17 protein-coding genes and 1 pseudogene are annotated in these 22,887 nt (G+C 70.7%); 7 read left to right on the top strand and 11 right to left on the bottom strand.

Annotated features, from left to right (window positions below):
- The 3 genes and pseudogenes from ACH4ZA_RS24570 to ACH4ZA_RS24560 all read right to left on the bottom strand — a co-directional run.
- Nucleotides 1–605: pseudogene (locus ACH4ZA_RS24570) on the bottom strand (ABC transporter permease); the annotation flags it as partial.
- Nucleotides 602–1,690 carry a glycine betaine/L-proline ABC transporter ATP-binding protein gene (locus tag ACH4ZA_RS24565; protein ID WP_398431632.1) on the bottom strand — a complete coding sequence of 363 codons (1,089 nt, stop codon included), beginning with the start codon at nucleotides 1,688–1,690 and terminating at the stop codon, nucleotides 602–604. The gene ACH4ZA_RS24565 and the pseudogene ACH4ZA_RS24570, both read right to left, overlap by 4 nt.
- 20 nt (nucleotides 1,691–1,710) lie before the next feature.
- Nucleotides 1,711–3,180: an aldehyde dehydrogenase family protein gene (locus ACH4ZA_RS24560; protein ID WP_398431631.1), complete on the bottom strand. Its 1,470-nt coding sequence runs from the start codon at nucleotides 3,178–3,180 to the stop codon at nucleotides 1,711–1,713.
- Between the two features lie 218 nt (nucleotides 3,181–3,398).
- Between ACH4ZA_RS24560 and purU the strand changes: the two genes are divergently transcribed.
- A complete protein-coding gene (gene purU, locus ACH4ZA_RS24555) occupies nucleotides 3,399–4,271 on the top strand; it encodes a formyltetrahydrofolate deformylase (protein ID WP_398431630.1) in 873 nt (290 codons plus the stop codon).
- Nucleotides 4,272–4,370: 99 nt separating this feature from the next.
- Here the strand turns inward: purU and ACH4ZA_RS24550 are convergent, their stop codons facing one another.
- Nucleotides 4,371–5,207 (bottom strand): 5,10-methylenetetrahydrofolate reductase, encoded by an 837-nt coding sequence (locus ACH4ZA_RS24550; RefSeq protein WP_398431629.1) that lies wholly within the window; start codon nucleotides 5,205–5,207, stop codon nucleotides 4,371–4,373.
- A gap of 3 nt (nucleotides 5,208–5,210) precedes the next feature.
- A complete protein-coding gene (gene betA / locus ACH4ZA_RS24545; RefSeq protein ID WP_398431628.1) occupies nucleotides 5,211–6,881 on the bottom strand; it encodes a choline dehydrogenase in 1,671 nt (556 codons plus the stop codon).
- Nucleotides 6,882–7,082: 201 nt separating this feature from the next.
- Here betA and ACH4ZA_RS24540 point away from each other — a divergent pair, with 201 nt between their 5' ends.
- Entirely contained in the window at nucleotides 7,083–7,829 is a 747-nt protein-coding gene (locus tag ACH4ZA_RS24540) for an IclR family transcriptional regulator (RefSeq protein WP_398431641.1), read from the top strand.
- Nucleotide 7,830: 1 nt separating this feature from the next.
- Here the strand turns inward: ACH4ZA_RS24540 and ACH4ZA_RS24535 are convergent, their stop codons facing one another.
- The 4 genes from ACH4ZA_RS24535 to ACH4ZA_RS24520 form a co-directional block, all read right to left on the bottom strand.
- Nucleotides 7,831–8,961, bottom strand: a complete 1,131-nt coding sequence (locus tag ACH4ZA_RS24535) for an aromatic ring-hydroxylating dioxygenase subunit alpha (RefSeq protein WP_398431627.1) — start codon at nucleotides 8,959–8,961, stop codon at nucleotides 7,831–7,833.
- A 130-nt stretch (nucleotides 8,962–9,091) separates the two neighbouring features.
- Complete coding sequence (locus ACH4ZA_RS24530; protein ID WP_398431626.1) at nucleotides 9,092–10,255, bottom strand: NAD(P)/FAD-dependent oxidoreductase; 1,164 nt, start codon at nucleotides 10,253–10,255, stop codon at nucleotides 9,092–9,094.
- The gene (locus ACH4ZA_RS24525; protein WP_398431625.1) at nucleotides 10,252–10,614 is read right to left on the bottom strand and encodes a bifunctional 3-phenylpropionate/cinnamic acid dioxygenase ferredoxin subunit; all 363 of its coding nucleotides are present in this window, start codon (nucleotides 10,612–10,614) and stop codon (nucleotides 10,252–10,254) included. The genes ACH4ZA_RS24530 and ACH4ZA_RS24525 overlap by 4 nt, the downstream gene beginning before the upstream one ends.
- A gap of 313 nt (nucleotides 10,615–10,927) precedes the next feature.
- Complete coding sequence (locus ACH4ZA_RS24520) at nucleotides 10,928–13,243, bottom strand: FdhF/YdeP family oxidoreductase (protein ID WP_398431624.1); 2,316 nt, start codon at nucleotides 13,241–13,243, stop codon at nucleotides 10,928–10,930.
- Nucleotides 13,244–13,752: 509 nt separating this feature from the next.
- Here ACH4ZA_RS24520 and ACH4ZA_RS24515 point away from each other — a divergent pair.
- Nucleotides 13,753–16,350, top strand: a complete 2,598-nt coding sequence (locus ACH4ZA_RS24515; RefSeq protein WP_398431623.1) for a SpoIIE family protein phosphatase — start codon at nucleotides 13,753–13,755, stop codon at nucleotides 16,348–16,350.
- A gap of 230 nt (nucleotides 16,351–16,580) precedes the next feature.
- Here ACH4ZA_RS24515 and sigJ read toward each other — a convergent pair whose 3' ends face one another.
- Both sigJ and ACH4ZA_RS24505 read right to left on the bottom strand, forming a co-directional pair.
- On the bottom strand, nucleotides 16,581–17,471 hold the full coding sequence (sigJ, locus tag ACH4ZA_RS24510) for an RNA polymerase sigma factor SigJ (protein ID WP_398431622.1): 891 nt from the start codon (nucleotides 17,469–17,471) through the stop codon (nucleotides 16,581–16,583).
- Nucleotides 17,468–18,661, bottom strand: coding sequence for an NAD(P)/FAD-dependent oxidoreductase (locus ACH4ZA_RS24505; RefSeq protein ID WP_398431621.1), 1,194 nt, complete (start codon nucleotides 18,659–18,661; stop codon nucleotides 17,468–17,470). The genes sigJ and ACH4ZA_RS24505 overlap by 4 nt, the downstream gene beginning before the upstream one ends.
- A 564-nt stretch (nucleotides 18,662–19,225) precedes the next feature.
- Here ACH4ZA_RS24505 and ACH4ZA_RS24500 point away from each other — a divergent pair.
- The 4 genes from ACH4ZA_RS24500 to ACH4ZA_RS24485 all read left to right on the top strand — a co-directional run bounded on the left by ACH4ZA_RS24500 (nucleotide 19,226) and on the right by ACH4ZA_RS24485 (nucleotide 22,812).
- On the top strand, nucleotides 19,226–19,699 hold the full coding sequence (locus ACH4ZA_RS24500; protein WP_398431620.1) for a hypothetical protein: 474 nt from the start codon (nucleotides 19,226–19,228) through the stop codon (nucleotides 19,697–19,699).
- 181 nt (nucleotides 19,700–19,880) lie between these two features.
- On the top strand, nucleotides 19,881–21,326 hold the full coding sequence (locus ACH4ZA_RS24495; RefSeq protein WP_398431619.1) for an amino acid permease: 1,446 nt from the start codon (nucleotides 19,881–19,883) through the stop codon (nucleotides 21,324–21,326).
- Entirely contained in the window at nucleotides 21,323–22,024 is a 702-nt protein-coding gene (locus ACH4ZA_RS24490) for an HAD hydrolase-like protein (RefSeq protein WP_398431618.1), read from the top strand. The genes ACH4ZA_RS24495 and ACH4ZA_RS24490 overlap by 4 nt, the downstream gene beginning before the upstream one ends.
- Nucleotides 22,021–22,812, top strand: coding sequence for a cyclase family protein (locus tag ACH4ZA_RS24485; RefSeq protein ID WP_398431617.1), 792 nt, complete (start codon nucleotides 22,021–22,023; stop codon nucleotides 22,810–22,812). Before ACH4ZA_RS24490 ends, ACH4ZA_RS24485 begins: the two co-directional genes overlap by 4 nt.
- The last annotated feature ends 75 nt before the right edge of the window (nucleotides 22,813–22,887 follow it).

Raw genomic sequence — 22,887 nt, 5'->3', positions numbered from 1 at the left:
AGGGGCGTGGCGATCCGGTTGACCCGGTCGGACAGCCCCGCCCACACACCCAGCGGGATCCCGAACAGCAGCGCCACCAGGACCGCGGAGACGGTAAGCGCCAGGGTGTCCATGCTCTCCTGCCACAGACCCTGCAGGCCGAGGAAGGCGAAGCCGGCCACCGCCAGCACCGCCACCCGCCAGTTGCCGAAGGCCCAGGAGACGTAGCCCGCGATGCCGACGACGCCGAGCCAGCCGATCTGCGGAAGCGGCCGCCCCGCGGAAGGCTGCGAGATCAACTCCTGCACGAACGCCGCCAGCGCGTCGATGACCAGACGGATCTCGTTGAAGAAGTACAAGAACAGCGGATTGGAGTTGCGGTTCGCGCCGATCGAGTCGTTGACGTCGTTGAACCACCGGTGCAGATCGGTCAGGTCCGCCGCGCCGAGCGTGAGGGTCTGCCTGCCGCGCAGGACGGCGAACAACACCAGCCAGACCACCAGGATCGCGCCGAGCACCATGGAGCGGCCGATCCGGCGGGGTTCCGCGGCCGGGGCGGGCTGCTCGGCGGGCCGGGTCTTCTCCGGCCCGCCCGGCGGCTCGGCCTTCTCCACGACGACGGTCATCGGGCGCCGCCTTCCTGTCCGGCGACCACGGCGAGGATCTCCTCGTCGCCGACGATGCCGAGCAGCTTGCCGTTCTCGACGACCTTGACGGGCTTGTCGGCGGCGAGCACCGCGCGGGTGGCCTCCTTGACCACGACGTCCGGTCCCAGCTCGGGTCCGTCCAGGGCGTCGCCGTCCGTCGGCGGCCGCATGATCCATCGCAGGGTGAGGACGTCGCCGCGCGGCACGTCCTTGACGAACTCGCGCACGTAGTCGTCGGCCGGGGCCCCCACCAACTCGTCGCCGGTGCCGCACTGGACCATCTTGCCGTCGCGCATGATCAGGATGCGGTCGCCCAGCTTGAGGGCCTCGGAGAGATCGTGGGTGATGAAGACCATCGTCTTGCCGACCTCGTGGTGCAGCCGGATGACCTCGTTCTGCATGTCGCGGCGGATCAGCGGGTCGAGCGCGGAGAACGGCTCGTCGAAGAAGAGCACGTCCGGGTCGCCGGCCAGCGCGCGGGCCAGGCCCACACGCTGCTGCATACCGCCGGAGAGCTGGTCGGGGTAGGACTTCTCGTAGCCGGCGAGGCCGACCAGTTCGACGACCTCCTGGGCCCGCCTGACGCGTTCGGCCCTGCCCATGCCGCGGATCTCCAGCCCGAAGGCCACGTTGTCGACGACCCGGCGGTGCGGCAGCAGTCCGAAGTGCTGGAAGACCATGGAGAACTTGCGGCGGCGCAGATCGCGCAGACGCCTGTCGTCGGCCTGGCGGATGTCCTCGCCCTCGAATACGACCTCGCCCGCGGTGGGTTCGATCAGCCGGGTCAGACATCGCACCAGCGTGGACTTGCCGGAGCCGGACAGGCCCATGACGACGAAGACCTCGCCGGGCGAGACGTCGAAGTGCACGTCGCGCACGGCGGCGGTGCAGCCGGTGCGGTCCATCAGCTCCCGGCGGGTGAGCCCGCACAGCTCCTCGGACTGCGGCACCCGGTCGGCCTTCGGCCCGAACACCTTCCACAGGCTGCGCACGGAGATGACCGGGGTGGGACCCGAGTCCTGGGGCGTGCCGCGCCGCTGCGGCACCTCGGTCTGGGTGGTCATGTTCGACCTTCCTTCGGCGTTCAGCCGCTGAACCAGCGCTGCGGCCGGGGACGGATGTTCTGCCAGATGTGCTTGGGCTCGCGATACTCGTTCAAGCCGGACGGCCCCAACTCCCGACCCACACCCGAACGACCGAAACCGCCCCACTCCGCCTGCGGCACATAGGGGTGGTAGTCGTTGATCCAGACGGTGCCGTGCCGCAGCCGCCGGGCGACCCGCTGGGCCTTGCCGGCGTCCTGCGTCCACACGGCGCCGGCCAACCCGTACTCGGTGTCGTTGGCGATGCGTACGGCGTCGTCCTCGTCGGTGAAGCGCTCCACGGTGAGCACGGGCCCGAAGGACTCCTCGTGCACGACGCGCATGTCCTGTCGGCACTCGTCGAGCACGGTGGGCAGGTAGTAGTGGCCGTCCGCCAGAGCGGGGTCGTCGGGGCGGGCGCCGCCGCAGCGCAGCACGGCGCCCTCGGCGAGGCCGGAGGCGACGTACGCCTCGACCTTCTCCCGGTGCTGCGCGGAGATCAGCGCCCCGGTCTCGGCCTCGGTGTCATAGGGTCCGCCGAGCCGGATGAGCCGGGCGCGGCGGACGACCTCGTCGACGAAGCGATCGTGCAGGGAGTCCTCGACGATCAGCCGGGCCCCGGCCGAGCAGACCTGGCCCGAGTGCAGGAAGACCGCGGTGAGGGCGAAGTCCACGGCCGTCTCGAAGTCGGCGTCGGCGAAGACGACGTTGGGGTTCTTGCCGCCCAGTTCCAGCGCGACCTTCTTCACGGACGCGGCGGCGGTGGCCATGATGCGCCTGCCGGTGTCCAGCCCGCCGGTGAAGGAGACCATGTCCACGCGCGGGTCCTCGGAGAGCGGGGCGCCCACCTCGGGACCGGCGCCCAGCACCAGATTGGCGGCGCCGGCCGGCAGCCCGGCCTCCTCCAGGGCCCTCATCAACAGGATCGAGGTGGAGGGGGTCAGCTCGCTGGGCTTGAGGACGATCGTGTTGCCGGCCAGAAGGGCCGGGGCGACCTTCCAGCTGGCTTGCAGGAGAGGGTAGTTCCAGGGGGTGATCAGCGCGCACACGCCGACCGGCTCATACACGACCCGGCTGACCGCGTCGTCACGGCCGGTGTCGATCACTCGGCCCGCGTCGGTTCCCGCGAGACCTCCGTAGTATCGGAAGCAGGAGACGACGTCGGCGATGTCGTACTCGCTCTCCACCACTCGCTTGCCGGTGTCCATCGACTCCGCGCGGGCGAAGCTCTTGGCGTCGCGCTCGATGATGTCGGCGGTGCGCAGCAGCAGTGCGCCGCGCTCCCGCTCGGGGGCGTCCGGCCAGGGGCCGGAGTCGAAGGCCTCCCGGGCCGCAGTGATCGCCGCCTCGGTGTCGGCCCGCGTCCCCTCCGAGACGGTCGCCGCGAGCGTCCCGTCAGAAGGACATCGGATCTCCCGATGCCCGCCGGCCAGCGGGGCCCGCCATTCGCCATTCACATACAGGTCTGCCACGCCCCGAGCCTTTCAAGAGAACTTCGTTGCGCATCGTGCATCCAATTGCTTGTGATGGAACACATTGTCGGCTGACCCGACACACGTCAAGACGTTGACGGATGACGATTTGGCCATGCGGTCACTTGCCCGCCCACTCTTGACCGCAGGCGTCACCGAGCCGACCATGTTGCGTATCGCTCACCATGTTGTGCAATGCGCACCAACGGAGGCCGCCCATGTCCCCCCGACCGCAACCCGGCCGTGAGTTCGTCCTGACGCTTTCCTGCCCCGACAGTGCAGGGCTGGTTCACGCCGTGAGCGGCTTTCTCGTCAGGAACTCCGGCAACATCCTGGAAAGCCAGCAGTTCGACGACCGACTTCAGGGCCGGTTCTTCATGCGGGTCCACTTCGACGTCTCCGACCCCAGCGTCGACCTGGAGGGACTGCGGTACCGCTTCGGCCCCGTCGCCCAGGCCTACGGCATCTCGTGGTCCCTCAGCGACGCCTCCACGCCGACTCGGACGCTCATCATGGTGTCCAAGTTCGGGCACTGTCTGAACGACCTGCTCTTCCGCCAGCGGGCGGGCGCGCTCAACATCGAGATCCCCGCGATCGTCTCCAACCACCGGGAGTTCGAGAAGCTCGCGCAGACGTACAACGTCCCGTTCCACCACGTCCCGGTGACCCGGGACACCAAGCCCGAGGCCGAGGCCCGGCTGCTCGAGCTCGTCCGCGAGCTGGACATCGACCTGGTGGTGCTGGCCCGCTACATGCAGATCCTCTCCGACGACCTCTGCAAGGAGCTGGACGGGCGCGCCATCAACATCCACCACTCCTTCCTCCCCAGCTTCAAGGGCGCTCGGCCCTACGACCAGGCCTACGACCGCGGGGTGAAGCTCGTCGGCGCGACGGCCCACTACGTGACGTCGGACCTGGACGAGGGCCAGATCATCGAGCAGGACGTGGTGCGGGTGGACCACTCGCTGGACCCGGGCGAGCTCGTCACGGTCGGCCGTGACGTGGAGGCCCAGGTGCTCGCGCACGCCGTGAAGTGGCACAGCGAGAACCGTGTGATGGTCGAGGGCAACCGCACGGTCGTCTTCCGCTGAGCGGCACCGCGTCCGTATACGAACGCCGCAACGCCGGACGGGCCGAGAGCCCGTCCGGCGTTCCGCGTCCGGCCACCGGCGAACGCGTGAGCGGTGCGCTCAGCCCTTCAGACGCTCCAGCAGCGCCCGACGCCACCGCTCCGTCTCCGCGATCTGGTTGAAGGTGAACAGGTGCAGCCCCGCCACCCCGGACGAGGGGTCGGTGAGGGCGTTCCGCGTGCGGGTGAGCAACTTCTCCGGCGCGTAGCCGCCGGGCGCCGCGAAGCGCACGAACCACGAGGGGTGCCGGGTCAGGAAGCGGGCCGACTCCCCCACGCCGATCCTCGTCGCCATGGACAGCAGCTTGGCCCGCTGCACGGGCCCCGCGACGCCCACATGGACCGGCAGGGTCACGTCCCGGCGCCTGATGCGCGCGAGCCACCCGCCCAGCACCCGTGGGTCGAAGCAGAGGTTGCTCACGATGTACGTGGCGTGCTCGCGCTTGTCCCACATCGCCTGGACGGTGACGTCGTCGTGGATGAGCGGGTGGCTCTCCGGGTAGCCGGTGACCCCGACCCGGGCGAACGGCCCGCCCAGCTCGCTCAGCCGGCGGAGCACCGGCAGCGCCCCGTCGTAGGACCCGGCCGGCGGGTCGGCGTCACCCGCCGGGACGAACACGTCGTCCACGCCCGCCTCGCGCAGCCGGTCGACGACGTCCTTGAGGTGGACGTCGTCGCGCAGGAGCCGGGCGGGGACGTGCGGGACCGTACGGTAGCCGTGCGCGGCCAGCCGGCCGGCGAGGTCGAGGGTCGGTTCCAGGCCCTTGACCGGTGACGCCGTCACGGTGACGACGACGTCGCGCGGGACGTGAGCGAGGACCTTCTCCTCGGTAGTCCTCGCCGGCAGCACCTCGTAGCGGACCGTCCTCAGCAGCGCGTGCAGCCCTGGGGCGGCCAACGTCTACTCCGCCTGCTTCTGCATGTCGCGGTGGCGGTAGTACGCGGCCTTCGACGGGGCCGGCGGCTTCTTGCCGAGGATGAGGTCGGCGGCCTTCTCGGCGATCATCATCACGGGGGCGTAGATGTTGCCGTTGGTGACGTACGGCATGACCGAGGCGTCCACCACCCGCAGTCCCTCCACGCCGTGCACGCGCATGCTCGTGGGGTCCACGACGGACATGTCGTCGGTGCCCATCTTGCAGGTGCAGGACGGGTGCAGTGCGGTCTCGCCGTCCTTGGCGACCCAGGCGAGGATCTCCTCGTCCGTCTCGACGGACGGTCCGGGGGAGATCTCCCCGCCGTTGTAGGGGGCGAGCGCGGGCTGGTTGAGGAGGTTGCGGGCCACCCGGATCGCCTCGACCCACTCGCGGCGGTCCTGCTCGGTGGAGAGGTAGTTGAAGCGCAGGGCCGGGTGTTCCCTCGGGTCCCTGCTCTTGATCTTCACCGAGCCGATGGCGTCGGAGTACATGGGGCCCACGTGCACCTGGTAGCCATGGCCGCCGGCCGGTACGGAACCGTCGTAGCGGACCGCGATCGGCAGGAAGTGGAACATCAGGTTGGGGTAGTCCACGTCCTCGTTGCTGCGGGCGAACCCGCCGGCCTCGAAGTGGTTGGTGGCCGCCGGTCCCCTGCGGAAGAGCCACTGCAGCCCGATGAAGGGGGCGCGCCACTTCGCGAGGTACGGCTGCATGGAGACGGGCTGCTCGCAGGCGTACTGGATGTACACCTCCAGATGGTCCTGCATGTTCTCGCCGACGCCCGGCAGGTCGTGGACGACGTCGATGCCGAGGGCGCGCAGTTCCTCCGCGTTGCCGACGCCGGAGAGCTGCAGCAGCTGCGGGGAGTTGATCGCGCCGCCGCAGAGGATGACCTCCTTGGCGCGGACCTGCTGCAGGGCGCCCCTGCCGCGCCGGTACTCGACGCCGACGGCCTTCTTGCCCTCGAAGAGGACGCGGGTGACGAGCGAGCGGGTGCGGACGGTGAGGTTGGGGCGCTTGCGCACGGGCTTGAGGTAGGCCTTGGAGGCCGAGAGCCGGCGGCCGCGGTGGACGTTGCGGTCGAACTTGGCGAAGCCCTCCTGACGGTAGCCGTTGACGTCGTCCGTGGGGGCGTACCCGGCTTCCTCGGTGGCCTTGAGGAAGGCGCCGAACAACGGGTTGGAGGCCGGGCCGCGTTCGAGGACGAGGGGGCCGTCGTGGCCGCGGAACTCGTCGTCGGGGTCGGCCGCGAGGCAGTTCTCCATTCGCCGGAAGTAGGGCAGGCAGTGCGCGTAGTCCCAGGTCTCCATCCCGGGATCGGCGGCCCAGCGCTCGTAGTCCATGGGGTTGCCGCGCTGGAAGATCATGCCGTTGATGCTGCTGGAGCCGCCCAGCACCTTGCCGCGCGCGTGGTAGACGCGCCGCCCGCCCATGTGCGGCTCCGGCTCGGACTCGTACTTCCAGTCGTAGAACCGGCTGCCGATCGGATAGGTCAGCGCCGCCGGCATGTGGATGAAGACGTCCCACGGAAAGTCCGACCGGCCCGCTTCCAGGACCAGGACCCGGTTCGCCGGGTCGGCGGACAGCCTGTTTGCCAGTGCACTGCCCGCGGAACCACCGCCGACGATCACGAAGTCGTACTGCACAGGAGCCATGGTGCCTCGTCTCACTCGCGCCGTAGATATGCGTGGCATGCTAGACCCGGTCGCGCTATACGCACCAGGTTGCGAACGACGCAACTTATATTGCTTCGCTTCAGGGCGGTCGCTTGCAAGTGTGTTGTTTACTGCGCGTATAGTTGCACTGTGAGCAACTACAGCCTTGACACAGAAACGTCGAATCCGCCCACCGGCGGAGTGCAGTCGGTCGACCGCGCCATCAGCGTCCTGGAGATCCTCGCGCAGCGTGGCGAGGCCGGTGTCAGCGAGGTGGCGGCCGAGATCGAGGTGCACAAGTCCACGGCCTTCCGTCTCCTCGGAGCCCTGGAGGCGCGCGGCCTGGTCGAGCAGGCCGGCGAACGCGGCAAGTACCGCCTCGGTTTCGGCATCGTGCGCCTCGCCGGCGCGGTCACCGGCCGTATCGACATCACGCAGCAGGGCCGTCCCGTGTGCGAACGCCTGGCCGAGGAGATCGGCGAGACCGTCAACATCGCCGTGATGCAGGAGCAGTACGCGATCAACCTTTACCAGGTACGCGGGCCGGGTGCCGTCACCGCGCACAACTGGGTGGGTCAGCTGACCCCGCTGCACGCCACCTCGAGCGGCAAGATCCTGCTCGCGCACCTGCCGGCCAAGGAGCGCGCCACGCTGCTGACGGCCGCGGGCATGAAAAAGGTCACCCCGCACACCATCACCGCGAAGACGAAGCTGGAGAACAACCTCGTCGCCGCCCGGGAGCAGGGTTACGCCTTCACCCTGGAGGAGTTGGAGATCGGTCTGCACGCCATGGCCGCGCCGGTGCGCAACCGGGACGGCGAGGTCATCGCCGCCCTCAGCGCCTCCGGACCCTCCTACCGGTTCACCGAGGAGCGTCTGCACGAGATGTCACCGGTGCTGGTCAAGGGCGCCGCCGAGATCAGTCACCGCATGGGTTTCCTGGGCTGATTCACCCCTGGCGACCGCCGAGGCGCTCGTTCACCCAGTCATGGAACGCGCCGATGTGGTGTTCGCTCGGCACCAGCACACCGCCCTTGGCGTACATCCGCGAGCTCATCCCGGGCTGGGTGCGCTCACAGGCGTCGAAGTCCTGCCGGTTGACCCGGTCGAAGAGCTCGACGGACCGGCTGACGTCCTTGCCGCTCTCCACGACGTGCGGCAGGTAGAGCCAGTCGCACTCGACGATCGTGCGGTCCGCAGCCACCGGGTACATCCGGTGGAAGATCACATGGTCCGGCACGAGGTTGATGAAGACCTGCGGCCGGACGGTGATCGCGTAGTAGCGCCGGTCCTGCTCTTCCGCCACGCCGGGGATGCGGTCCAGGCCCTCCGAGCCGTCCACGGTGAACCCCTGGACCTGCTCGCCGAACTCCGCGCCGTGCCCCACGTAGTACTGCGCGGCGTAGCCGTCGGCGAACTCCGGCAGGACCTCGGTCAGTTCGGGGTGGATCGTGGCGCAGTGGTAGCACTCCATGAAGTTCTCGATGATGAGCTTCCAGTTCGCCTTCACGTCGTACGTGATCCGACGCCCCACCGACAGGTTGTCGACGTCGTAGCGCTCGATCGACTCGACGTCGCCGAGGCGGGTGACGACCTCGCCGATGACGTCCTCCTCGAAGGAGGGCGGGTTCTCCGCGAGGCAGACCCAGACATAGCCGAGCCATTCCCGCACGGCGACGCTCACCAGGCCGTACTCGGTCCGGCCCACATCAGGCATCTTGGTCAGGTTCGGCGCGGCGACGAGCTTGCCGTCCAGGCCGTACGTCCAGGCGTGGTACGGGCATTGGAAGGCCCGCTTGACCTCGCCCGACTCCTCGGTGCACAGCTTGGCCCCGCGGTGCCGGCAGACGTTGAAGTACGCGCGCACGGAGTGGTCGCGCGCCCGGGTGACGAGGATGCTCTCGCGGCCCACGTCGACCGTGCGGAAGGCGCCGGGCTTCGCCAGCTCCGAGGCCCGGGCGACGCAGAACCACATCGTCTCGAAGATGCGCTCCTGTTCCTGGGCGAAGACCTGGGGATCGGTGTAGGAGGAGCCGGGAAGAGTGGCGATCAGGCTGTCGGGCAGGCTGGTCGAGGTCACGGGGCACTCCTCGGGGAACGTCGCGGAGGGGGCATTCGGACGCCGGGAGGAACGACTCCGAACGGCGTTGTGCATGGAGCAACACTTCGCGCTGTGGGCAACCGCAGCATGGGGTGACACCGGGGCGGTGTCAAGGCGTCGTGGCGGCCAGCTGCTTGCGCGCCCGCATGAACAGCCGCGGCTGGTTCATGCCGAGCACGGCGACCGGCCGACCGTCGCGCCGGTAGACGGCGAGGACGTCGCGGTCGTCAGCCGCGCCCGCCTCGACGGTGACGCTGTCGGCCTCGGCCGCGTGGCCGGCGAACTGGATGCGGACGCCGTACTGGTCGGACCAGAAGTAGGGCGGCCTGGGCACGCCGGGCTCGACCGCACCTGCGGCCAGCAGGGTGGCGACGGCGGCCTCCGGTCGCTCGCGCGCGCCGGTCCAGTGCTCCACGCGGCGGTGGTGGCCGGCCCGGGGGTCGTACCAGTTGGCGCAGTCGCCGACCGCGACGACGCCGGCAAGGCTCGTACGGCCGTCCGCGCCGCACTTCACGCCGTTGTCGAGGGCGATGCCGGAACCTTCCAGCCACTCGACGCACGGGTGTGCCCCGACTCCGACGACGACGATGTCGGCGGGGACGCTTCGGCCGTCCTCCAGCAGGACGGCGTCGACCCGGCGTTCCCCGCTGAGCCCCTTGACGCCGACGCCGCACAACAGCCGCACGCCGTGGTCGGTGTGGAGGCCGGACACGACGGCGCCCATGGTCGCGCCGAGCGGCCCGGCGAGCGGGGTCGGGGCCGCTTCCACGACGGTCACGTCGAGACCGAGGGCGTACGCGGTGGAGGCGACCTCGGCGCCGATGAAACCGCCGCCGATCACGACCAGCCTTCCCCCGCGGCTCAGTTCGTCCCGCAGGGCGCGGGCGTCGTCCAGGGTGCGCAGGGTGTGCACTCCTGCGAGACCGGCGGAGCCGGGCAGGGTGCGCGCCACGGCGCCGGTGGCGATGACGAAGCCGTCGGCGCGCACCTCACGCCCGTCGGCGAGTCGGACCGTGCGCGTGGCGTGGTCGAGCCCGGTGGCGCGGGCGCCGAGCAGCCACTCCGCCGCCAGGTCCTCGCCCTCCGCCTCCAGGGCGAGTTCGGCCTCGCCGAGGGTGCCGGCGAGGAACTCCTTGGACAGCGGGGGCCGGTCGTAGGGGCGGTGGAGTTCGTCCCCTATGACGACCAAGCGTCCGTCGAAGCCCTGTTTGCGCAGCGAGCGGGCCGCCGACAGGCCGGCGAGGGAGGCGCCGACCACGGCGACGGTTCTCACGCGGGACCCCCGGCGAGCCGGGCGGAGATGCAGGGCGGCAGGTTGGGCGCCTCCGTGGAGACCCGGACGTAGATCATGTCGTTCTCGACGACGACCTCGTGCGTCCGGACCGGCAGCTTGGCCGGCGGAGAGTCGACCGCGCCGGTGCGCAGGTCGAACTTGGAGGCATGCAGCGGGCATTCCACCTCGCAGCCCTCCAGCCAGCCGTCGGCGAGCGAGGCGTCCTGGTGGGTGCAGGTGTCGTCGATGGCGAAGAGTTCGCCGTCGTCGGTGTGGAACACCGAGACAGGCGGGTCGACGTCGAGCCGGAAGGCCTCGCCTCGCGGGAGATCCGCGAGACGGCACGCGGGAATCATCATGACACCTCGGGTGCGTATAACGAAACGGTTTGCGGTAAGCGCAACATCAGTCTGGAGTCGCCCAGAACCCTTGTCAAGGAGTTCAGAGGCCCCTCTCGGGCTCCCGGGGCGTTGCGTTATCAAAAACTCACCTCACATGAAACAACGCAAGCCTGCCCTCTCGACTCGCGGCGACCGCGGGAGAGGGCAGGCGGAAGTTCCCGGGGCGGAAGCGGGGAGCGCGACTCCCGCCACGGCGAAGGCCGGGGTGGACCGCCACGGGGACGGACGGCGGGCCGCGGGGTGAGGAGCCGCGCTGTCCCCTCCTCGGGGCTCAAGTCCCCGTGGGCGGGCCGCCGGGCGCCGGTTCCAGGCGGACGACGATCGACTTCGAGGTGGGGGTGTTGCTGATCGCCGCCGTGGAGTCCAGGGGAACGAGGACATTGGTCTCGGGGAAGTACGCGGCACAGCAGTCACGGGGCGTCGGATAGGACACCACGCGGAAGGCCGGCGCCCTGCGTTCCACACCGTCGTCGTACTCGCTGACGATGTCGACGAGGTCGCCGTCGGCCAGGCCCCGGTCGGCGAGGTCGTCGGGGTGCACGAAGAGGACCCGGCGGCCCTGGTGGATGCCGCGGTAGCGGTCGTCCAGGCCGTAGACGGTGGTGTTGTACTGGTCGTGGGAGCGGAGCGTCTGGAGCAGCAGCCGGCCCGGCGGCACATGGGGGCGCTCCAGCGGGTTGGCGGTGAAGTTGGCCAGCCCCGTGGCGGTGGTGAACCGGCGTTCGTCGCGCGGCGGGTGCGGCAGCGCGAAACCGCCCGGCCGTCGCACCCGCAGGTTGAAGTCCTGGAACCCGGGGATCACGCGGGCGATGCGGTCGCGAATGCTGTCGTAGTCCCTCTCGAACTCCTCCCAGGGCACGTGGGAGCCCGCCTCCCCGAGCGCGGCCCGTGCCATGCGGCAGATGATCGCGGGCTCGCTCAGCAGGTGCTCGGAGGCGGGGGCGAGACGCCCTCGGGAGAGGTGGACCATGCCCATCGAGTCCTCGACGGTGACCTGCTGGGGCCCGGCGGGCCGCAGGTCCGCCTCGGTCCGGCCGAGACAGGGGAGGATGAGCGCCTGTTCACCGGCGATCACGTGCGAGCGGTTGAGCTTGGTGGAGATCTGCACGGTGAGACGGCAGTTGCGCAGGGCTCGCTCGGTGAGGTCGGTGTCGGGGGCGGCGGCGACGAAGTTGCCGCCGAGGGCGACGAAGACCCGTACGTCGCCGTCGCGCATGGCGCGGATGCTCTCGACCGCGTCGTGGCCGTGGCGCCTCGGGGGTGTGAAGGCGAACTCGGCGCCGAGCGCGTCCAGGAACGCGTCGCCGGGTTTCTCGTAGATGCCCATCGTGCGGTCGCCCTGCACGTTGGAGTGGCCGCGCACCGGGCAGAGGCCGGCGCCGGGGCGGCCGATGTTGCCGCGCAGCAGCAGGAAGTTGACGACGTCCCGGATGGTGGGGACCGAGTGCTTGTGCTGGGTGAGGCCCATCGCCCAGCAGACGACGATCTTCTCGGCGCCCCGCACGTCGTCGAACGCGCCCCGGATCTCCTCCTCGGGCAGGCCGGTCGCCGTAAGGATCTCCTCCCAGGACACCTTGCGGGCGTGCTCGGCGAACTCCTGGAAGCCGTGGGTGTACCGCTCGATGAAGGGGGTGTCCACAGTGGTGCCGGGGGCCTCGTCCTCGGCCTCCAGCAGCATGCGGTTGAAGGCCTGGAACAGCGCCTGGTCCCCGCCCAGTCTGATCTGCAGGAACCGGTCGGCCAGACGGGTGCCGCCGCCGAGGACGCCGGAGGGTCGCTGCGGGTTCTTGAAGCGCAGCAGCCCCGCCTCGGGGAGCGGGTTGACCGCGATGATCCGGGCGCCCCGGCGCTTGGCGGTCTCCAGCGAGGAGAGCATCCGGGGATGGTTGGTGCCGGGGTTCTGGCCGACCACGAGGATGAGGTCGGCGTCGTGGAGATCTTCCAGGGTGACGCTTCCCTTGCCGATCCCGATGGTCTCCGTCAGTGCCGAGCCGCTGGACTCGTGGCACATGTTGGAGCAGTCCGGCAGGTTGTTGGTGCCGAGCATCCGGACGAACAGCTGGTAGAGGAACGCGGCCTCGTTGCTCGCCCGGCCGGAGGTGTAGAAGGCGGCCTGGCCGGGGTGGTCGAGCGCGGCGAGTTCACGGGCGATCACGGCGAACGCGTCGTCCCAGGAGATCGGCCGGTAGCGGTCGTCGCCGGCCGCACGGTACACGGGGTGGGTGAGGCGGCCCTGCTGGCCGAGCCAGTAGTCGCTGGCGGGGAGCAGGTCCTCCAGGGGGTGCCGGGCGAAGAAGTCCGGGGTGACCCGGCGCACCGTGGCCTCCTCGGCCACCGCCTTGGCGCCGTTCTCGCAGAACTCCGCTGCGTGGCGGTGCTCCGGCTCGGGCCAGGCGCAGCCGGGGCAGTCGAAGCCCTCCTTCTGGTTGACCCGCAGGAGGGTGAGCAGGCCCCGGCGGGCTCCCATCTGCTCGCCGGCGTGCCGGAGCGAGGAGGTGACCGCGGGGATGCCGGCGGCGTACTCCTTCGGGGGGCCGACGCGCAGGCGGGCGTCTCCGGGGTCGTCGACAGGTGCGTTGCGAGTCATCTGAGGCGTCGCTCCGGGGTGTAGGGGATCATGCGTCAGGCATCACAGGAGCGCGACGCAACGCAGTGCGTCGCCTTGGTGCATGCGCTCGAAGGCCTTCTCGACCGCGCCGGTCCCGCGAGGCACGACCCCTCCTCGACGGGGCCGAGACGTGAGTCGATGTTTCTCATTGCGGCACTCATCGCATGTAACGCAACACAGCATCCTGGAGATCCCGCCCCGGGGTCAAGGATCCGTCGCAGCACGAATGCACGACTCGCCACGGGGCGCCACGTGCCGACGCGGCGATCTCGTCCCGCGCGGCTCCCCTCGCGCCGTCCGTGACCGGTGACTGTGCGACACGGAACGCATGCGGACGGTTTCCGGTCGGGCGGAGCGAGGGCGGACCCGTGACTGGACGGGTCCAGCAGTGCTAGAAAGACCGAATGGGAGACCGTTTTGCCAGCTTTCGACACCTATCGCGGCTTTGGCCGCCGGCACGGAAGGGCACGCGGACCGTCGCGGGCCAGATGTTCCTCCTGCAGGTGACCCTGGTCGTGCTGCTCGTCGCGCTGGCCGTCCTCGCCCTGGTCGTGCAGTCCGAACGGCACACCAGCGCCGAGGCCAAGAGGAGATCCATCGCGGTCGCCCAGACGTTCTCCCATTCCCCCGGCGTGCTGTCCGCACTGCGAGCCCCCGACCCCTCGAAGATCCTCCAGCCGCTGACCGAGTCCGGGCGCAAGTCCGCCGGCGTCGACTTCATCGTGGTGATGGACACGAAGGGGATCCGCTACACCCATCCGCTGCCTGACCGGATCGGCAAGCGGTTCGTGGGGCGGATCGGGCCGGCGTTGGCGGGAAAGGTCTACACCGAGAGCGTGCACGGACCCCTCGGGCACGAGGTCCAGGCCACCGTGCCCATCCGGGACACCCGCGGACAGGTGACGGCCCTCGTCTCCGCCGGGCTGAAGGTCAAGAACGTCACCGGGCTGGTTGAGCAGCAGATTCCGATCATCCTGACCGCCGGAGCGATCGCGCTCGCAGCGGCCACCGCCGCCACGGTGCTGGTCAGCAGGCGGCTGCGGCGGCAGACGCACAGCCTGGCCCCGAACGAGATGACCCGCATGTACGAGCATCACGACGCGGTGCTGCACTCGGTGCGCGAAGGAGTGCTCATCGTCAACGACGAGGGGCGGCTGCTGCTGGCGAACGACGAGGCCGAGCGGCTCCTGGAGCTGCCCCCGGAGGCGGAGGGGCAGCTGGTCTCGCAGCTGTCGTCCCTCGAACCCGAGATCCTGTCGTTGCTCAGTACCGGCCGCGAGGCCAGCGACGAGGTGCACCTGGCCGGACCGCGGCTGCTGGTGGTCAACCAGAGGTCCACGGGCCGCGGCGCCGGCCCCCGGGGCACGGTCGTGACACTGCGCGACTCCACCGAACTGCAGGCGGTGTCGGGCAGGGCCGAGATCACCGGTGAGCGGCTGAAGCTGCTCTACGACGCCGGACTGGGCATCGGCACCACCCTCGACGTCGTGCGGACGGCCGACGAGCTCGCCCGGATCGCCGTGCCCCGCTTCGCCGACTTCGTCACCGTGGACCTGGCCGACGCCGTGCTGCGCGGCGAGGAGCCGGCCGCCACGGCGAAGGGGATGCGACGTGTCGCCGTGTGCGGCATCCGGGAGGACCAGCCGCTCTACGAGAAGGACCGGCTGATCGACTTCCTCCCCTCCACGCCCCAGGCACGCGGCTTCGGAACCGGCCGCTCGGAGCTGGTGGCCGACCTGTCCACCGCGACGGGCTGGCACCTGCAGGACCCGGAACGCACCGAACAGATAGTGGACTACGGCATACATTCGCTCATAGCGACTCCGATCCAGGCCCGCGGCGTCGTCCTCGGCATGGTCAACTTCTGGCGCTCCGAGGAGCACCCCCCGTTCGACCAGGAGGAGCTTTCGCTCGCCGACGAGCTGGTGGCTCGCGCCGCGGTCAGCATCGACAACGCCCGCCGGTACACGCGCGAGCACGCCCTGGCGGTGACCCTCCAGCGCAGCCTGCTGCCGCAGGGCCTCCCCGCGCAGAGCGCGGTCGACGTCGGCTACCGCTACCTCCCGGCGAGGTCGGGGGTGGGCGGGGACTGGTTCGACGTGATAGCCCTGCCCGGCAGCCGCGTGGCGCTGGTCGTCGGTGACGTGGTCGGCCACGGCCTGCACGCCGCCGCGACCATGGGACGGCTGCGGACCGCGGTGCACAACTTCTCCACGCTCGATCTGCCGCCCGACGAACTGCTGAGTCACCTGGACGACGTGGTCGGTCGCATCGACCAGGACGAGGCGTGCACGGACGAGCCCGCTGCCGTCGTGGGCGCCACCTGCCTGTACGCGATCTACGACCCCACGACGCTCCGCTGCACCATGGCCCGCGCCGGGCACCTGGCTCCCGCCCTGGCCGACCCCGACGGAGACGTGGTCTTCCCCGACCTGCCGCCGGGTCCGCCGCTGGGTCTGGGCGGCATGCCCTTCCAGGCCGTCGAGATGGACATCGCGGAAGGCTCCCAGCTCGTCTTCTACACCGACGGGCTCATCGAGAACCGCACCCGCGACCTCGACGAAGGGATGGAGATCCTGCGCAAGGCCCTCGCGGGCCACCCGCAGCGCGCGCCGGAGGAGAGCTGCCGGGCCGTTCTGGAATCGGTGCTGCCCGACCATCCCACCGACGACGTGGCCCTGCTCATCGCCCGCACCCACACGCTGCCACCGGATCGCATCGCCGGCTGGGACGTGCCGCCCGACCCTGCCGCCGTCGCCGGGGTGCGCGCCGCGGCGAACGACCAGCTCGACGCATGGGGGCTGTCCGAGCTGGCCTTCAGCATGGAACTGGTGCTCAGCGAGCTCGTCACCAACGCCGTCCGCTACGGCAGCGGGCCCATACACGTGAGGCTGATCCACGACCGCACGCTGACCTGCGAGGTCACCGACGGCAGCAGCACCTCACCCCACCTGCGCCACGCCGCGACGACCGACGAGGGCGGCCGGGGCCTGTTCCTGGTGTCGCAGCTCACCGAGCGCTGGGGCACCCGCTACACCCCCCGCGGCAAGGTCATCTGGGCCGAGCACGCACTGCCGCAACGCTGAGCCGCCCGTCTCCGCCCGGGCGACCAGAACCGGGTGGAGAGCGGTACGCGCCGGCGCGGTGCCCGCGGGGACCGGTCAGCCGCCCCGCGGCGTCCCGGGCGTGACGGCCGGCGCCGGCGCACCGGTGGGGGCTCCGGCCCCTGTGACGAGCGGTCGCCGAGTCCGCCGCGAGCCCTTGCTGCCGACGGTCTCAGGCCGCGCCGCACCCAGGTGTGGACGCGACGGCAGCCCTACCGGCTGATCCGCCGTGGGATCGCCATCGCGAGAAGTTTGTCCGGGTTGCGGATGGCGTAGAAGTTGGTGATCTTCCCGTGGGCGATCTCGATCAGGAAGACGGCTTCCAGGCGCTCGCCGCTGAGAACGAGGGCGGGCGTGTTGTTGCAGTTGACCCTCTCGATCCGCAGGTCCGCCAGCCGCTCCAGGCGGAACAGGGTCATGAGGACCGCGGCCACCCTCTCCGCGCCCACCACCGGTCGGCGCGCTGCGGTGGCCTTGCCGCCGCTGTCGGCGGTCCAGGTGACGTCCGACGCGAGCAGCGACAGCAGCCCGTCCAGGTCGCCGGTGGTCGCCGCGGTCAGGAACTGGTCGGTGATCCGCGAGGTGGTGACGGCGTCGACGGGCTCGAAGCGCTTGCGCCGAGCCCGTACGTGCCCACGGGCACGGTGCGCCACCTGACGCACCGTCGCCACGGACTTGCCCATCGCTGTGGCGACGTCGCGGAACTCGAAGCCGAACACCTCGCGCAGCACGAACACCGCACGCTCATCGGGGGTGAGCGTTTCGAGCAGCACGAGCATCGCCATCGACACCGACTCGGCGAGCAGCACGTCCGCCGAGGCGTCGTTCTCGTCGAGCAGCAGCGGCTCGGGCAGCCACGGGCCGATGTAGTCCTCGCGGCGCCGTGCGCTCGCCCGCAGGGCGTTGAGCGCCTGCCGGGTCACCATTTGCGCCAGATACGACTTGGTGTCCCGTACCGTCGCGAGGTCCACTTCGGCCCACCGGAGGTAGCTGTTCTGCAGCACGTCGTCGGAGTCGGTCGCCGAGCCGAGGATCTCGTAGACGATCGTGAACAGCAGCGGCCGCAACAGGGTGAACCGCTCCGCATGTTCGTCGGCACTCACGGAGAGGTGGCCTCCCGCGCGGCGGAGTCCGCCCCTGCTGCGGGACGCGGACCGCCCTTCGGCCAGCGCATGGAACCCGGTTCGGCCGCCTCGCGACGGATCCGTTTCGCGACCACGAACCTGCAGGTCACCTCTTTGATCGCCGCTCCTGCGCGGCCGCCGATGTAGAAGTTCACCGCGGTGTCGTCCTTACGGGCGAGCTGTCGGATGCCGGCACGCCGGCCGAGACTGACGCACGCCCCGGTGAAGGCCAGATCGATCACGGCGGGTTCGGTTCCGGCGATACGGCTCAGCACGGTGTCGGCGGCCTGCGCCCCGAGCGGCCCGGCGGCGTAGCCGCTCATCCGCAGGGGTTGCCCCGAGGGTGCGACGGCGTCGCCGGCCGCGACGATGCGGTCGCAGTCGACACTGGTCAGCGTCTCGTCGGTGAGCAGCCGGCCGAGCGCGTCGGTGCGCAGCCCGCTCGCCGCCGCCAGCTCCGGCACTCCGAAACCCGCCGTCCAGATCGTCAGGGCGCTGGGGCGCACCCCTCCGTCGGCAAGGACCACCGCGTCCTGCCGGACCTCGCTCACCTCGACGGCCTCGAGTACGGCAACACCGTGCCGGGACAGCCATGTGGCGATGTACCGGCGACCAGGTGTGCTGAACGCCGGCGCCAGAGTGCGCCCGCACACCAGCGTGACCCTGCGTCCTCGCTCGGCCAGCTCGGCTGCCGTCTCGATGCCCGTCAACCCGCCGCCCACCACGGTGACCGGCACATCGAGGGGCAACTCTGCCAGTCTGGTGCGCAGCCGCTGCGCGGACTCCAACTCGGCGACCTGGTAGGCGAATTCGGCTGTGCCGGGCACCGATGCAGGTGCCGCTCCGGTGCTGCCGACCGCGTAGATCACGTAGTCATAGGCCAGTTCGCGTCCGGATGCCAGCCGTACCGTGCGGGCGGCGGTGTCGATGCACGTGGCGCTGTCGACAACCAGCCCGATGCCCTCGCCGAGCAGCGTGCCGTAGTCGATCGTGACCTCGCCGGTGCCGGCCGCGAACTGGTGCAGCCGGATGCGTTCGACGAACGCAGGGCGCGGATTGACCAAGGTGATATCGACGTCGGGACGTACCCGCAGGCGGTTGGCCGCGAGCGTCCCGGCGTACCCACCGCCGACGACCACGACCTTGCTGGGGTTGCTGTGTTCGCTCATGCCCTCAAGACACCGCGGGCGGGCGGACACGTGACACCATACGACGTGACCTGCGTCACTGAACCAGGACAACGGGAGCCATGTCGGCCCACTCCTCGGCCACGTCATGCGAGGCGGGCGAGGACCTCCAGAGGGTCACCCGGTCGCACGGACACCCTTCCGTCGCCCGCTGCTCCAGGCGATCGCCGTCGAGCAGGTGCACTCCTCGGCCGGCGGCCCACCGGGCGCCCTCGTCGGTGAACTCCAGGTGAGCCCACTGATCCCGCTCAGCCGCAGCTCGAGTCGCCGCCACTGACGCGCGGCCCGACGCGCCCCAGGGGCAGGCGGGCGCAACCGTCCCAGCACCGCCTCTTTCACCCGCGGCGCCACCCCTTCGCTCGCTCCATGCGCTCCCCCATGCACGGGCCCCCGGCATCGGTACCCGCCGGCGTCCGCACTCGGTCGCAGCGCGCGTTCGACGACCGCCAGGGCAAGCTGTGCAGCATTTGCATCTTGCCGTGCATTTAATGCGCGCCTAGCATCCTCTCATCACCCGCCGCCGGATGCCGAAGGAATGAGACGCGCATGGCCACGACGACGATCACGCCGGAACCGACCGCACAGGACCGGACGGACGCCCACGCGTCCGTCCGGCGCCGGAGGGTCCGGACGATCAAGGTGTTCTGGCCGGTCGCGAGCGCCACCCTGAGCGCCTGCGCGAAGGGCGACCTCGACGCGCTGCGGGCCGACGACTCCTTCGCCTCTCTCCTGCGCGTCGTGGAGACCTCCCCCGAGCTCGGGGACTTCGGCGTCTACGGCGACGTCTTCGAGGTCTCCCTCGGCGCCGAGGGATTCACCGTCCGGCCCGGCGCCCGCCCCGCACTCGGCTCGATCGGCGGGCGGTTCCTGTCCTCGACGCTCGCCGTGACGACCTACGTCGACGCGGAGGTGGACGACGACGCCCTCGCGCGGATCCTCGCCCGCCTCACCGACGCCCACCCCTGGGAGGTCCCGGTGATCGAGCTCTCCGCCCCGCTGGACCTCGTCTCCCGGGCCTGACCGCCTGGCCCCGTTCCCGTGAGCCCGTCGCCCGCACGAGGCGCCCGCTCCCCCTCGGCCCGCGACCACCCCGACGCGCGCCGGCAGTCCCCGAAAGTGGCCTCACCCCGCAGCCATGCCGTGCCGATCGCCCCCCACGCCCGTCCCCCTCTCCCCGCTCCGCTCCGCAGAGGAGACCGCCATGTCCGTCTCAGCAGCACCGGACAACGCTCCGGCCGCCGCAGACAACGCTCCCCGGCCGCCCGGCGACGGCCTGCGCCGCACCATGCGTTCCCGCCATCTCGTCATGATCGCGATGGGTGGCGTCATCGGTTCCGGGCTCTTCCTCAGCTCCGGCTTCACCGTCTCCCAGGCCGGTCCGCTCGGCGCGGTCCTGGCCTACCTCGTCGGCGCGTTCGTCGTCTGGCTGGTGATGGCCTGCCTCGGCGAACTCGCCGTCGCCTATCCCGTCTCGGGCGCCTTCCACGTCTATGTGAGCCGGTCGATCGGCCCCGCCACCGGGTTCGCCACCGCCTGGCTCTACTGGCTGACCTGGGCCGTCGCGCTCGGCTCCGAGTTCACGGCGTGCGGGCTGCTGATGCAGCGCTGGTTCCCCGGCGTCAGCGTCTGGGTCTGGTGTGTGGTCTTCGCCGCCGTCGTCTTCGGGGTGAACGCGTTCTCGGCGCGCGTCTTCGGCGAGACCGAGTACTGGTTCTCGCTGGTCAAGGTGATCGCCGTGGTCGCCCTCATCGTGTTCGGCGGCGCCGCGCTGGCCGGTTTCCACCCGCTCGCACAGGGCGGCGCCCATCCCCTGCTGCTGGAGAACTTCCACACCCCCGACGGCCTCTTCCCGAACGGCTTCTCGGGGGTCCTGGTCACCGTGCTGGCCGCGTTCTACGCCTTCTCGGGGTCCGAACTGATCGGCGTCGCAGCGGGCGAGACGGAGAACCCCGCCGAGGCCGTGCCCAAGGCCCTGCGCGTCACCGTCGTCCGCCTGCTGGTCTTCTTCGTCGGCGCGATCACGGTGATCGCCGCGACCATCCCGTACGACCAAGTGGGCCTGGACGAGAGTCCGTTCGTCACCGTCTTCTCCGCCATCGGCTTCCCCTACGCGGCCGACGTCATGAACTTCGTGATCATCACGGCGCTGCTGTCGGCCGGCAACAGCGGCCTGTACTCCTGCGCCCGCATGCTCTTCTCGCTCGCTGAGGAGAAGCAGGCGCCGCAGGCGCTGCGCCGGCTCAGCCGCCGTGGCATCCCCCTCACCGCGCTGGCGCTGAGCATGCTCGGCGGCCTCGCCTCCCTGGTGAGCAGCGTCGCGGCGCCCGAGACGGTCTATCTGGTGCTGGTGTCGATCGCCGGATTCGCCGCGGTCGGGGTCTGGATGTCCATCGCCGCCTCGCAGTTCTTCCACCGGCGGGCCTTCGTCCGCGCGGGCGGGAACCCGGGCACCCTGCCCTACCGGACTCCCTTCTACCCGGTCGTGCCGGTCCTCGCCTTCGTCCTGTGCCTCGCCTCGCTCGTCGGCATCGCGCTCGATCCCGCGCAGGCGACGGCCCTGTACTTCGGTGTTCCGTTCGTCGCAGGCTGCTACCTCTACCACTGGCTGCGGCACGGCCGCCGCCGCACCGCGGGGGCGGCGGCATGAGGGCGCCGACCTGCGTCCTGCTCGACCTGGACGGCACCCTGGTGGACTCCGCTCCCGGCGTGACCGCCAGCGCCGCGGAGGCCCTGCGCTCCGTCGGGGCCCCGGTCCCCGACGCGGCCACCCTGCGCTCCTTCGTCGGCCCGCCGATGCACGACACCTTCCGCCGCGTGGTCGGGCTCGACGAGCCCGCCGCACGGGCCGCCCTCACGGCCTACCGCGCCGCGTACGCCCGTGACGGCACGTCGGCCGCCGCGCTGTACGACGGTGTCCCCGAACTCCTCGACGCCCTGGTCGCACGCGGTCTGCCGATGGGCGTCGCGACCTCGAAGGTGCAGGACCAGGCGGAGCTGATGACCCACCGCTTCGGTCTCGGGTCCCGGCTGCTCGCCGTGTGCGGTGTGCGCGAGGAGGCAGGCCGCACGACGAAGCGGGAGGTGATCCGCACGTGCGTGGCCCGCCTGCGGGCGGCGGGCGCCGACGTCAGCCGGCCGCTCATGGTGGGCGACCGTGCCTACGACGTCGAGAGCGCCGCCGCCGAGGGCATCCCCGCCGTCCATGTGCGGTGGGGGTACGGCGGGCCCGCGGAGTCGGCCCACGCGGTCGCCTCCGTCGCCCGGCCCGCCGAACTCCTCGACTGGATAGACCTGCTGGACAAGAACGCCGGGTACGGCGCCGAGCTGGAGGACGAACACGCATGACACCGGAAACAGCCGTCACGGCCACCCCCGCGACCGTCACCGAGCCCCCGCTGTGGGCCCTGCACCGGGAACTCATCGGCAGGACGGTCCGCACCGACCTCACCCACGCCTTCCATCCCGGTCAGCCGCACTTCCCCGCCTTCCCGGACGAGAAGCGCGAGATGCCCTTCGACATGTCCCGCGGCGACGGCTTCAACGTGCACCTGTACACGATCGTCGGGCAGTGGGGCACCCACGTCGACCCGCCCGTCCACTTCGTGGCCGGCGCCCGGACCCTGGACGAGATACCCGTCGACGAGATGATCCTGCCGCTCGTCGTCCTCGACATCACCGACCGCGTCGCCAAGGACCCGGACGCGGTGCCGACCCTGGACGACGTCGCGGCCTGGGAGGCCCGCCACGGCCGGATCCCCCGGGGCGCGTTCGTCGCACTGCGCACCGGCTGGGGCCGCCGCTGGCCGGACCCGGCCGCCATGGCCAACAAGGACGAGGCGGGCGTGAGCCACTGCCCGGGCTGGTCGGCCGAGGTGCTCCACCACCTCTTCGAGGAGGCCGGCGTCACCGCGATCGGGCACGAGCAGACCGACACCGACCCCGGACTGGCCACCTCGGCGGGCGACTTCAGCCTCGAGGACTACGTCCTGCGACGCGACCGCTGGCAGATCGAGCTCATGGCCGACCTGGACAAGGTGCCGGAGGCGGGCGCGCTGATCGTCGCCACCTGGCCCAAACCGCAGGGCGGCTCCGGCTTCCCCGCCCGCGTCTTCGCCCTCCACCACGAGAACTGACCCGCACGAACCGCCCCGCACGAACCGACCCACGAGAACCGACCCACGCCACGAGGACGGACGACGCCACGACGA

The sequence above is a fragment of the Streptomyces sp. NPDC020597 genome (genome assembly GCF_044335095.1).
GTDB lineage: Bacteria > Actinomycetota > Actinomycetes > Streptomycetales > Streptomycetaceae > Streptomyces.
This window is presented reverse-complemented; position numbering and strand designations above follow the sequence as displayed.

Bases quoted from the DNA above. Each gene is read 5' to 3' on its own strand.
- ACH4ZA_RS24565 (WP_398431632.1), bottom strand. From the start codon at position 1,690: ATGACCACCCAGACCGAGGTGCCGCAGCGGCGCGGCACGCCCCAGGAC.
- betA (WP_398431628.1), bottom strand. From the start codon at position 6,881: ATGGCTCCTGTGCAGTACGACTTCGTGATCGTCGGCGGTGGTTCCGCG.
- ACH4ZA_RS24520 (WP_398431624.1), bottom strand. From the start codon at position 13,243: ATGACTCGCAACGCACCTGTCGACGACCCCGGAGACGCCCGCCTGCGC.
- ACH4ZA_RS24490 (WP_398431618.1), top strand. From the start codon at position 21,323: ATGAGGGCGCCGACCTGCGTCCTGCTCGACCTGGACGGCACCCTGGTG.
- ACH4ZA_RS24515 (WP_398431623.1), top strand. From the start codon at position 13,753: ATGTTCCTCCTGCAGGTGACCCTGGTCGTGCTGCTCGTCGCGCTGGCC.
- ACH4ZA_RS24495 (WP_398431619.1), top strand. From the start codon at position 19,881: ATGTCCGTCTCAGCAGCACCGGACAACGCTCCGGCCGCCGCAGACAAC.
- ACH4ZA_RS24525 (WP_398431625.1), bottom strand. From the start codon at position 10,614: ATGATGATTCCCGCGTGCCGTCTCGCGGATCTCCCGCGAGGCGAGGCC.
- ACH4ZA_RS24505 (WP_398431621.1), bottom strand. From the start codon at position 18,661: ATGAGCGAACACAGCAACCCCAGCAAGGTCGTGGTCGTCGGCGGTGGG.
- purU (WP_398431630.1), top strand. From the start codon at position 3,399: ATGTCCCCCCGACCGCAACCCGGCCGTGAGTTCGTCCTGACGCTTTCC.
- ACH4ZA_RS24485 (WP_398431617.1), top strand. From the start codon at position 22,021: ATGACACCGGAAACAGCCGTCACGGCCACCCCCGCGACCGTCACCGAG.
- ACH4ZA_RS24500 (WP_398431620.1), top strand. From the start codon at position 19,226: ATGGCCACGACGACGATCACGCCGGAACCGACCGCACAGGACCGGACG.